Annotated in this window: 3 protein-coding genes; all 3 read left to right on the top strand. The window is 43.2% G+C overall.

The genetic code is table 11. The features are described from left to right. Positions 1–83 precede the first annotated feature (83 nt). The 3 genes from HWQ23_RS14950 to HWQ23_RS14940 all read left to right on the top strand — a co-directional run bounded on the left by HWQ23_RS14950 (position 84) and on the right by HWQ23_RS14940 (position 13,352). Positions 84–836, top strand: coding sequence for an MBL fold metallo-hydrolase (locus HWQ23_RS14950; protein ID WP_292829548.1), 753 nt, complete (start codon positions 84–86; stop codon positions 834–836). A gap of 543 nt (positions 837–1,379) precedes the next feature. Next, positions 1,380–7,754 carry an ATP-binding sensor histidine kinase gene (locus tag HWQ23_RS14945; protein ID WP_292829547.1) on the top strand — a complete coding sequence of 2,125 codons (6,375 nt, stop codon included), beginning with the start codon at positions 1,380–1,382 and terminating at the stop codon, positions 7,752–7,754. 75 nt (positions 7,755–7,829) lie between these two features. Continuing rightward, positions 7,830–13,352, top strand: a complete 5,523-nt coding sequence (locus HWQ23_RS14940; protein ID WP_292829546.1) for a trifunctional serine/threonine-protein kinase/ATP-binding protein/sensor histidine kinase — start codon at positions 7,830–7,832, stop codon at positions 13,350–13,352. The last annotated feature ends 100 nt before the right edge of the window (positions 13,353–13,452 follow it).

The raw sequence follows: 13,452 nt of genomic DNA, 5'->3' as shown, positions 1-13,452 counted from the left end.
AGCCCTCACTACAAACCTTGAATTATTCACACCGCTCTACTTAACCAAATTATCCACAACTCCTCAGTTTCGGCTCTTTGATCATGTGCCCTTTACCACAAGTGCCAAGTCATACAACTAAGCCACCACGGGCTGTATTCCCTGACGAAGTTCTTAGCGGGGGTTCTCTGCAATCGGACTTCGCCCAAGAAAGCATTTTTGCTTTTCCACCCAATCGGGACACATTAGGGGGAACCTCTTATCTTATTGTAAGAAATGAAGGCAATATCCTCATAGATTGCCCTACCTTAGACCAAACAAATCAAGATTTTTTAGGAGCGCATGGAGGCGTGCGTTGGTTATTTATCACCCATCGAGGCGCTATTGGCAAGACTGCTGAATTTCAGCAAACCTTTGGCTGCGAGGTACTGGTTCAAGAGCAAGAAGCTTATTTATTACCAGGCTTAACCGTAACTACGTTTAGGCAGGAATTTACTCTCGATGCATCAACACAAGTGATTTGGACACCAGGACATTCTCCCGGCTCATCTTGCCTCTATTATAGTGAGCTTGGAGGTATATTGTTTTCTGGTCGCCATTTAGTCCCTAATCAGCAGGGTCAACCAGTACCATTACGGACTGCGAAAACCTTTCACTGGCCAAGGCAAATTAACAGTCTTCGATTATTGTTAGAACGTTTTACACCAGAAACTCTCTGCTACATTTGTCCTGGAGCTAATACAGGCTTTCTCAGAGGTAAGCGATTCATAGATCAAGCTTATCAACACCTCGCCTCCTTGGATTTACCTGACTTTTCACCTCATCTGGAAAAGCCTACGAAAAACTTAACCCCCTAACCCCCAATACGCGTAGCGTTTTTAATGCAGGGGAACGCATTAACAATACATCCCGATGCATTGGCATTGTAAGGGGACGCATTAACAATGCATCCCGATGCATTGGCATTGTAAGGGGACGCATTAACAATGCATCCCGATGCATTGGCATTGTAAATGGACGCATTAACATTGCAAGGTTTTGCCAAATTTAATTCGCTACGAATTAATGAAATGCTGTACTAAGGGACTGACAAATAAAAAAATACCCCACAAGATTGGATAATTTATTTGTTGGAAATCCCTAAGTAGGTAGGCATAAACAAACCTAACTATGTAACGAAATATAAAATACTCAAAACCTTTGCGATCGCAACTCAACTCTTAAAGAGGCTACGCCAAGGAGACGCTACGCGTTAAGCGTTCGCGGAGCGTCTCGTTGGCGCAGCCTCTCGTAGAGAAGAGAAGCTATGCCGTTCGCAATGCAAATTTTGTAACGTTTGTTAAACAAGATATTTTCCTGGGAATTCTAAGCTTAGTACACAGGAATTCTCGGAAAAATTTATGAGCGCAAAAGTTGATGGGACTGTAACGATCGCTGGCTACCAAATCATCGAGCAACTTTATTCAGGTTCTCGTACCCAAGTGTATCGGGCAGTTCGAGAATGTGATACCTTCTCTACGAGACGCTACGCGAACGGTGGGCTTCGCCAACGCCTAGCAGTTGTGATCAAGCTCTTAAAACGAGAATACCCAACTTTTAGCGAACTAGTACAGTTTCGCAACCAATATGCGATCGCTAAAAACCTAGATATTCCCGGCATCATCAAGCCCTACAGTTTAGAAGCCGATCGCAACGGCTACGCCCTAGTCATGGAAGACTTTGGTGGCATTTGTTTGCGAGAATTTACCCAAGGACGACCATTGACTTTAGAGCAATTCCTGGCGATTGCCCTGCAACTGCTCGACACGCTACACCAGTTACATCAACAGCGCGTCATTCACAAAGACATTAAACCAGCCAACATCTTAATTCACCCTGACACCAAACAAATCAAGCTGATTGACTTCAGTATTGCCTCGCTTCTACCACGAGAAACCCAGGAAATCCAAAGTCCCAACGGACTGGAGGGAACACTAGCGTATCTGTCGCCAGAGCAAACCGGACGGATGAACCGGGGCATTGACTACCGCAGCGACTTCTATTCATTAGGTGTGACTTTCTTTGAACTACTGAGCGGACAACTGCCCTTTGAGTCCAATGACCCGATGGAGTTGGTGCATTGCCACATTGCGAAACTTCCCCCCTTCCTCTGCGATTTCAACCCGGATTTGCCCTTGATGCTGGGTGAAATTATCCGCAAACTGATGGCGAAGAATGCCGAAGACCGCTATCAGAGTGTACTGGGGCTTAAACATGACCTCGTTACTTGCCTAGAACAGTCGCGAGAAACAGGCAAACATACCTGGTTTGAATTGGGACAGCGCGATATCAGCGATCGCTTTCTCATCAGAGAAAAACTCTACGGACGCGAATCGGAAGTGCAGGCGTTATTGGAGGCATTTGGTGATGTTGCCAATGGTGGCTGTGAACTGATGCTGGTGGCAGGTTTCTCTGGCATTGGTAAAACCGCAGTCGTCAATGAAGTGCATAAGCCGATTGTCCGGTGGAACGGCTACTTCATCAAAGGGAAATATGACCAGTTCAACCGCAACATTCCTCTGTCTGCTTTTGTGCAAGCCTTTCGTGACTTGATGGGACAGTTGCTGAGTGAAAGTGATACCCAACTGTCACAATGGCAGAGCAAAATTTTAGCGGCACTTGGAGAAAACGCGCAAGTCCTAATTGGGGTGATTCCTGAACTGGAACAGATCATCGGCAAACAGCCTGCGTTAGCCGAACTATCGGGCAGTGCGGCACAAAATCGCTTTAATTTACTGTTCCAAAATTTCATTCAAGTCTTCACCACAAGAGAGCATCCGTTAGTGATGTTTCTCGATGATTTGCAATGGGCAGATTCGGCATCGCTGAATTTGCTGAAGGTGTTGATGGCCCAGAGCGATTGCGGTTATCTGTTCATTATTGGCGCATACCGCGATAACGAAGTGTTTGCGGCTCATCCACTGATCTTAACGCTAGATGAAATTCAAAAGGCATCCTCCCGCGTCAATACTATAACTCTAGCGAACTTGAGTCAAGCAGATGTGAATCATTTAATTGCCGACTCCCTCAGTTGTGCAACGGGCCTGGCATGGCCGTTGACAGAGTTGGTTTATCAAAAAGCTAAAGGCAATCCCTTTTTCACGACTCAATTTTTGAAAGCACTGCATGAAGATGAGCTGATTACCTTTGATTGGGAGGCGGGTTTTTGGCAGTGTGATGTCGCGCAAGTGCGATCGCTCGCCCTCACCGATGATGTGGTGGAATTTATGGCCCAACAGCTTCAGAAATTGCCCGACATCACTCAAGATGTTTTGAAACTGGCAGCTTGTATTGGCAATCAGTTTGATTTGGCGACGTTAGCGATCGTTTCTGAAAAATCGCAGACAGAAACCGCTTCGGACTTGTGGAAAGCATTGCAAGAAGGATTTATCATTCCGATCAATGAGGTTTACAAGTTTTATCAAACTGAAACATCAACCGCCACACTCCAAACATCAACACAGAAAGTTGACACCTGTGCTTACAAATTTTTGCACGATCGCGTCCAGCAAGCGGCATATTCCCTGATTCCAGAGGAGCAAAAACAGGCAACTCACCTGAAAATTGGGCAATTGCTTTTCAGTGCAATCAGCCAGAGGGGAAAAGATGAAAAAATCTTTGAGATTGTCAATCAGTTAAATAAAGGAGCCGATTTAATTGGCTCAGAAACTGAACGTGAAGGATTAGCAAAGTTAAACCTAGCTGCTGCACAAAGAGCAAAATCTGCAATCGCTTACGTCGCAGCAATTGAATACGCAACTAAAGGCATACAACTTCTCACAGCAAATTGTTGGCAGCAATGTTATGACATCACCTTGGCTCTGCATGATTTAGCCGCAGAAGTAGCGTGTCTGAGCGGTGACTTTAGGCAAATGGAGCAGATAGTTGAGCGGGTACTGCAAAATGCTCGTCAATTACTAGACAAAGTTAAGGTTTATGAAGTGAGAATTTTGGCTGACGTGGCGCAGAGTCAGCAGCCCGAAGCGATTAAAACCGCTCTTTCTGCTTTGAAATTATTTGGAGTGTTGTTTCCAGAGCAGCCCACTGAAGCAGATAATACTCAAAGTTTGCAACAGACTCAAGATATATTAAAAGGAAAAGATTGGGCAGATTTGCTGGAACTGCCTGAGATGAGAGACCTTCAAGCTCTGGCAGTGATGCGAATTTTAGCAACCGTCACAGCAGCAGTCTATCAAGCGGTTCCAGAACTACTGCCGTTAATCGTGTGCAAGCAAGTTAGGTTATCAGTTGAATATGGTAATGCTGCGGTATCAGCACAAACTTATGCTTGGTATGGAGTAATTCTGTGCGTTATTGGAGAAATAGATTTGGGCGATCGCGTTGGTCAACTGGCAATGGGACTATTATCACGCTTTGAGAGTAGAGAATTTAAAGCCAGCACGATTAACATGGTTTATCCGTTCGTAAAGCCTTGGAAACATCATATTCAAGAGTCACTCGCTCCTTTGCTCGACGGATACCACACCGGTCTGGAGATGGGTACTTTAGAATATGCTGCCTACTGTGCCTACAATTACTGTTCGCTGTCCTTTTTTCTGGGAAAAGATTTGTCAATCCTAGAACCAGAAATGAAGATTTACAGTCAGGCGTTGGCTCAACTCAAACAGGAAGTTGCTCACAACTATCTGAGAGTCTTTTACCAATCCGTCTTGAATTTACTCGACCAGAGTGAATGTCCCTGGAAAATTCAAGGTGTAATCTATGACGAACAAATGATGTTGCCCTTGCATCAGAAAGCAAACGATCTTTACGCAATGGGAACACTGTATATCAATAAATTAATTCTTTGTTGTTTGTTCAATGAGTGGGAGCAAGCAATCAAAGTGGCAGTTTATGCCAAACAATATTTGAGTGGAGTATCCGGCTGTTTCATGGTTCCGGTGTTTCACTTTTACGATTCATTGACCCATCTGGCGATCATAGCCAACGCTCAAGGCAGAGAATATGATCGCCTTCCCCAGGAAGTTGTTGACAACCAGAAGAAGCTCAAACAATGGGCAAACCATGCACCCACAAACCATTTACACAGATTTTATTTGGTTGAAGCAGAGCAGTATCGGGTGTTGGGGCAGATGTATGAAGCAATGGATTACTACGATCGCGCGATCGCATCTGCAAAAGAAAACGCTTACATCCAAGAAGAAGCCCTAGCCAATGAACTAGCAGCTAAATTCTACCTCGACTGGGGCAAAAAACGTATTGCCCAGTCATACATGACCGAAGCCTACTACGGCTATGCTCGTTGGGGCGCTAAAGCCAAAGTCGCCGACTTGAAACGACGCTATCCCCAACTCCTCGCCCCCATCTTAGAGCAAACCCGTTCTTCCTTCTCAACTAACGAAACTATCTTCACATTGGCGAGTGTCACCTCCACCAGTTCCGCCACAACAAGCAGTAGCAGCGTCTCTGTTGCTTTAGATTTAGCTACCATTCTCAAAGCTTCCCAAACTATCTCAAGCGAAATCGAACTCGAAAAACTGCTTTCGGTATTGCTGCATATCGTCATTGAAAATGCGGGAGCAGATAAGTGCGTGTTTATGCTTTTGGAGTCAGGTCGTTTGCTCATTCAGGCGTTAGCACAGCTTTCCCTTCGTGTCACATCTCTAGAGAACAAAGGAATTGCTCAAGTCGATTTTTACCCAATGTTGCTCAACCCGCAGCCTGTTGAAGACTCTGTTGATGTTCCAGTTAACTTAATTAATACCGTCAAACGCAGCTTACAACCAGCAGTAATTATTGATGCCACGGTGCAGTCTCAATTAATCAATGACCCGTATATTCAGCAACAGCAACCCAAGAGTATCTTGTGCAGCCCGATTTTGCATCAGGGTAAGTTGCTGGGCATTTTGTATCTAGAAAACAATTTGGCAACTGGAGCATTTACCAGCGATCGCGTCGAACTACTCAACTTACTTTGCGCTCAAGTCGCAATCTCTTTAGAAAATGCCCGACTTTATCGAAATTCCCAGAACTATGCTCAACAGTTGGAACAATCTCTAGCAAAATTGCAGGCTGGTGAAGTTCGCTTCCAAAATTTGGCGAATAATATTCCTGGTATGGTGTACCAATTCCGGATCGCAGCTGACGGTTCAACTTCAACACCCTACGTTAGCTCTGGCTGTCTCGACTTGTATGGATTAGAGCCAGAGTCGGTGATAGCAGGAACCCATAGTCTTTACGCCATGAATCATCCTGACGATCAACCAGCTATTGTCCAAGCGATCGCCTACTCTGCCCAAACTCTGACACCGTTTGAGGTAGAATGTCGGATTATCCTGCCTTCAGGAACCGTGAAATGGATTCAATCTCTTGCTCGGCCAGAGCGACAAGCCGATGGCGCAATCATCTGGGATGGGGTGATGATTGATATTAGTGATGTCTACAACGAGCTTCGCTTACGCAAAGAAGCTGAAGCATCTCTAGCCAAAGAACGAGAGTTTTTGAATGCGATCATTCACAATATTACCGATGGGATTGTTGTTTGTGATGCTAGTGGCAAGTTGACCTTATTCAATAACGCAACTCGTGAGTTTCATGGCTTACCAGTAGAATCATTACCAGCAGAACAATGGGCAGAACACTTCTCACTCTATCAACCTGATGGTCAAACACCTCTGTCAATCACAGAAATCCCTCTGTTTCGCGCCTTGGAAGGGGAAATAGTCGAAAATGCCGAAATGGTAATTGCGCCGAAGCATGGTTCTAAGAGAATTTTGTTAGCAAGCGGACAAGCAATCTTCGATCCTTTGGGTAATAAAATCGGTGCAGTAATTGTGATGCGAGATGTTACTGATGTCTACAACGGGCTTCGCTTACGCAAAAAAGCTGAACTTGCCTTGCAGCAAAAATCACTTGACTTAGAACAAGCGCTAACTGATCTGCAAAACACCCAATTACAAATGGTGCAAAGTGAGAAAATGTCTGCACTAGGCAATTTAGTTGCTGGTGTCGCTCACGAAATGAATAATCCCCTTGGTTTTATTGCTGCCAGTCTAAAACTTGCTAAACCTACTATCGCTGATATTGTTGAACACCTCGGACTATATCAAGAAAGTTTACCCAACAAAAGTGATCAAATCAAAGATCATGCTGAAGAAATCGACTTGGATTATAGTTTAGAAGACTTGCCCAAGATGATTGATTCCATGTCGATGGCGTGCGATCGCCTAAAAAATATCAGTACCAGTCTCCGCACTTTCTCCCGTGCTGATCGAGATTACAAAGTACCATTTAACATTCACGAAGGCATTGATAGCACAATTTTAATTTTGAAACATCGTCTGAAGGCGAACGAACTACGTCCCGCTATTGAAGTTGTCACAAACTACGGTAATTTACCTCAAGTAGAATGTTTCCCTGGTCAATTAAATCAGGTATTTATGAATCTTATCGCCAATGCTATTGATGCCTTAGATGAATCTAATTCTGGACGCACTTATGAGGAAATTAAAGCCAATCCTAACTGCATTACAATTACAACCTCAGCAGAAAATAATCTATTTAGAATTGGCATTGCTGATAATGGTAAGGGGATGAGTGAACAAGTCCAATCCAAAATATTTGACCATTTATTTACTACAAAAGCTGTCGGTAAAGGCACAGGATTAGGATTGGCGATCGCTCGTCAAATCGTCGAATCAACCCATAGTGGCAAATTGAGTTTTAACTCTCTTCTGGGTAATGGTACAGAATTTATCATTGAAATTCCGGTATAATCTTTACCTCTTATTGGTAAACAACTTCAGATATCTGGGAATACTAAATCTGAAAGCCTTAAGGATAAGCGCAATATGGTCACTATTCCCGGATATCGCATCAGTGAAGAACTCTACAATGGTTCGAGAACCCTAGTTTATCGGGGGTATCGAGAAACAGACTCCTTAAGAGTAGTGATTAAACTGCTGAAAAATCCTTATCCCAGTTTCAGCGAATTGGTGCAGTTTCGCAATCAGTACACCATTGCCAAAAATCTCAACTCACCCCTAATCATCCAAACCTACAGCCTCCAAGCGTATCAAAATGGGTATGCGTTGGTGATGGAAGACTTTGGGGGGATTTCTCTGAAAGAATGGGTAACAGGGGAAAGTCTACGAAATCTCACGGAGTTTTTACAGATAGCGATCGCACTGTGCAATACCTTAGATATATTGTATCGCGATCGGATTATTCATAAAGATATCAAACCCGCTAATATTCTCATTAATCCCGAAACCAAACAAGTTAAATTAATTGACTTTAGTATTGCATCTTTATTACCACGGGAAACGCAGACACTAATTAATCCAAATGTCTTAGAAGGTACACTCGCTTATATTTCCCCAGAACAAACAGGCAGAATGAATCGGGGGATTGACTACCGGACTGATTTTTATTCTCTGGGTGTGACTTTCTACGAATTACTCACGGGAGAGTTACCTTTTGCATCAAACGATCCAATGGAGTTGGTACATTCTCATATTGCAAAACAACCACCAAATATGAATCAACCTCACCCGCATAAAGCACCCTCTCCTTACCAAGGAGAGGGCTGGGGTGAGGTCGATTTTCTTATTCCTCAAGTTCTTTGTGATATTGTAATGAAATTGATGGCGAAAAATGCTGAAGACCGCTATCAGAGTGCATTGGGGCTGAAATTTGATTTAGAAAATTGTTTATCTCAACTTCAAGTTTTTGGTGAAATTAAGAGTTTCCCAATTGCAGAACGGGATGTGTGCGATCGCTTCATTATCCCCGACAAACTTTATGGACGAGAAACCGAAGTAGAAACTCTACTACAAGCATTTGAGCGAGTCAGCCTTGGTGCAACAGAAATGATGCTGGTAGCTGGATTTTCTGGAATTGGTAAAACAGCAGTTGTTAACGAAGTTCATAAACCAATTATTAGACAACGCGGTTATTTTATCAAAGGTAAATACGACCAATTTCAACGCAATATTCCCTTCAGTGCATTTGTGCAAGCCTTCCGAGATTTAATGGGTCAATTGTTAACCGAAAGTGATGCTCAAATTCAGCAATGGAGAAACCAAATATTAGATGCTGTTGGAGAAAATGGACAAGTAATTATTGAAGTCATCCCCGAATTATCAAGAATTATTGGTCAACAACCACCCACCATAGAATTATCAGGAACGGCAGCACAAAATAGATTTAATTTATTGTTTCAAAAATTTACCCAAGTCTTTACCAGTGCTGAACATCCCTTAGTGATATTTTTAGATGATTTGCAATGGGCAGATTCGGCATCACTGAAGTTAATGCAGCTCTTAATGGCTGATACAGGTCATCTTTTATTAATTGGTGCGTACCGTGATAACGAGGTCAATCCAGTACATCCATTAATGTTGACTTTGAGTGAGATTCAAAAAACACTCTTCACGATTAATACAATTACCTTAGCACCACTGAGTCAAATCACAGTGAATCAATTAGTTGCTGACACACTTAAATGTACAGAAAGTTTGGCATGGACTCTTTCTCGCTTGGTATCTCAGAAAACTAAAGGTAATCCGTTTTTCGCTACACAGTTTCTCAAAGCATTGCATCAAGATAAGCTGATTCAATTTGATTCTGAATTAGCCTGTTGGCAATGTGACATTGTACAGGTGAATCAGCTAGCAGTTACAGATGACGTTGTTGCTTTTATGAAATTTCAATTACGAAGACTGCCACAATCAACTCAACACGTCTTGGAGTTAGCTGCTTGTATTGGCAATCAGTTTGATTTAGCAACTTTGGCAATTGTTTCAGAACATTCAGAGGTAGAAACGGCTGCTGATTTATGGAAAGCTTTACAAGAAGGGCTAATTTTACCGATTAGTGATGTTTATAAGTTTTATCAAAATTCGTCATTGGTCACTTGTACTGAGCTTTGCCGAAGTATTGGTCATTTGTCATTGGAAAATAACAAACAAATGACAAAGGACAAAGGACAAAGGACAGCTTCATATAGATTTTTACATGACAGAGTACAGCAAGCGGCTTATTCCCTGATTCCCGATGAGCAAAAAACAGCAACTCATCTCCAAATTGGACATTTACTCCAACAAAATTTATCCGAGATCGAGCTTGAGGAAAAACTGTTTGATCTTGTCGGGCATTTGAATTTAGGAATTGAGTTAATTAGTCAACCAAGCGATCGCCAAGCATTAGCTCAACTGAATTTGAAAGCTGGAGTCAAGGCGAGAAATTCTACAGCTTACGTCGCCGCAAGGGATTATTTGCAAACGGGGATTAAGCTATTACAGACAAACTGCTGGCAAAATCAGTATGAATTGACTCTGAATCTATATGTGACGGCTGCGGAAGCTGCCTATTTAAATGGTGACTTCGAGGGCATGGAACTCTTAGCCGCAGTGGTATTGCAGCAGACACAGACAATTTTTGACAAAGTGAAAATCTACGAAATTCAAATCGCGGCATTAACGGCTCAAAGCCAAATGTTAGAGGCGATCGCGGTGGGAAAAGAGGCACTAAGTCAATTAGGGGTGGATCTCCCGAACGCACCAGATGAAGCCGAAATCGGCAAAGGGCTACAAGACGTGGCCAGCCTTCTCCAGGGCAGAGAGATTGCCGAGCTGATTGACCTGCCCGTGATGAGCGATCGCACAGCCGAAGCTGCAATGCAACTGTTAGGAGTTTTGTTTCCAGCAGTGATCCAGGGAATGCCAGGGTTACTGCCCTTGTTGAGTGCGACAATGGTGCGGTTGTCACTCCAGTTTGGGAATGCACCCGCTTCGATTGTCGGCTATGGGATTCATGGCATGATGCTATGTGCCTTTTTGGGCGAAGTCGAAACAGGCTATGGGTTTGGTAGATTAGCGATCTCGTTGCTGGAACGGTTGAATGTTCTCTTAATAAAGTCCATCACTCTAAACCTGTTTGGGTCTTTCATCCAACATCGCCACGAAGCGCTGAGAGCAACGATATTGACGCTGAAAGATAGCTACACGACTGGCATCGAAACAGGCGATTTTCTCAACGCTGGCTACAGCGCAATATCCTACATGAATATTGCGGTTTTCGCAGGTATAGAACTGGACACTTTAGAACCCGAATTCGCCGCTTACAGTGCTGCCTTGGCTCAGGTTAAACAAGATTCGGCGCATATTCATTCGCAGATAAGGCGGCAAATGGTGCAGCATTTGCGAGAAACAGTCAGCCAACCCGATTGCTTAATTGGCACTGCCTACGATGAAACGGTGATGCTGCCGAAGCACCAGCAGGATAATGATCTCATGGCGATCGCCATTGTCTACATCTATAAACTGCTGCTTGCCTACTCCTTTGGGAATTATCAGGCTGCCCGCGACCACATCACCCAAGTCAACTCCTATTTGATGGCAGTATCGGGATTAATTTTTATTCCCAGTTTCCATTTTTATGCCGCACTCACACACCTAGCACTCTTCCCAACACAGCCAGAACCAGAACAAGCCGAAATGCTTGCTGCTACCTTCACCCATCAAACTATTCTGCACCAGTGGGCGCAAAATGCCCCGATGAATCACTTGCATAAATGGTATTTAGTGGAGGCTGAACGTTATCGAGTTTTGGGTGAAAAAATCGCAGCCATTGAGTGTTATGACCGAGCCATAACTCTTGCTAAAGAACATCAGTTTATCAACGAAGAAGCGTTAGCCAACGAACTCGCAGCTAAATTCTACCTGGAATGGGGTAAAGAGCAATTTGCTCAAATTTACATCACAAATGCTTACTACTGCTATGCTCGCTGGGGTGCTAAAGCCAAAGTCGCTCACCTAGAAAACCACTATCCCCAACTGCTTGCTCCCATCCTCAACCAAACCCGTTCTCCCTTCTCCACTAGCGAAACTATCTTCGCCTTGGGAAGTGTCACATCCAGCAGTTCTGCCACTTCCAGCAGTACCAGTATCTCTGTGACTCTAGATTTAGCTGCCATTCTCAAAGCTTCCCAAACGATCTCAGGCGAAATCGAACTCGAAAAACTGCTTTCATCGTTGCTGCATATCATCATCGAAAATGCAGGAGCCGATAAGTGTGTGTTAATGCTTATGGAGTCAGGTAATTTACAGATTCGGGCATTAGCAAAGCTGGGGCTACAGAACAATGGAAATACAAAAGTTGATTTTTCTCCAATGCTGACTAATCCACAGCCTATTGAAGGGTCAACCTATGTACCAGTTCGCTTAATTAATACTGTTAAACGCAGTTTACAACCAGCAGTGATTGTTGATGCTATTGTGCATCCACAATTAATTAATGACCCTTATATTCAGCAACAGCAGCCCAAAAGTATCTTGTGTAGTCCAATTTTACATCAGGGTAAACTGCTTGGTGTGCTGTATTTGGAGAATAACCTAGCGACTGGAGCGTTTACCCATGAGCGGGTCGAACTGCTCAATCTCCTCTGCGTTCAAGCGGCAATCTCATTGGAAAATGCCGGACTTTATGCCCAAGAACAGGAAAAATCACAAGATTTAGAACAAGCGCTAACTGATTTGCAAAACGCCCAATTACAAATAGTGCAAAGTGAAAAAATGTCTGCACTGGGCAACTTAGTTGCTGGTGTGGCTCACGAAATGAATAATCCTTTGGGTTTTATTGCTGCCAGTCTAAAACTTGCTAAACCTACTATCGCTGATATTGTTGAACACCTCGGACTATATCAAGAAAGTTTACCCAACAAAAGTGATCAAATCAAAGATCATGCTGAAGAAATCGACTTGGATTATAGTTTAGAAGACTTGCCCAAGATGATTGATTCCATGTCGATGGCGTGCGATCGCCTAAAAAATATCAGTACCAGTCTCCGCACTTTCTCCCGTGCTGATCGAGATTACAAAGTACCATTTAACATTCACGAAGGCATTGATAGCACAATTTTAATTTTGAAACATCGTCTGAAGGCGAACGAACTACGTCCCGCTATTGAAGTTGTCACAAACTACGGTAATTTACCTCAAGTAGAATGTTTCCCTGGTCAATTAAATCAGGTATTTATGAATCTTATCGCCAATGCTATTGATGCCTTAGATGAATCTAATTCTGGACGCACTTATGAGGAAATTAAAGCCAATCCTAACTGCATTACAATTACAACCTCAGCAGAAAATAATCTATTTAGAATTGGCATTGCTGATAATGGTAAGGGGATGAGTGAACAAGTCCAATCCAAAATATTTGACCATTTATTTACTACAAAAGCTGTCGGTAAAGGCACAGGATTAGGATTGGCGATCGCTCGTCAAATCGTCGAATCAACTCATGGTGGAAAATTGAGTTTCAACTGTATTATCGGTGAGGGAACAGAATTTTTAATTGAAATTCCGGTATAATTTTTGGCTCTTTTTGGTAAGTAACTTCAGATATAGCAATCCTATCTGAGTTGTGAAAATTAATTTTTAATCGAACCACTCCAGGCGCAGAGAATACGGA

It is taken from the genome of Nostoc sp. JL33 (genome assembly GCF_017114985.1).
Classification (GTDB): domain Bacteria; phylum Cyanobacteriota; class Cyanobacteriia; order Cyanobacteriales; family Nostocaceae; genus Nostoc.
This window is presented reverse-complemented; position numbering and strand designations above follow the sequence as displayed.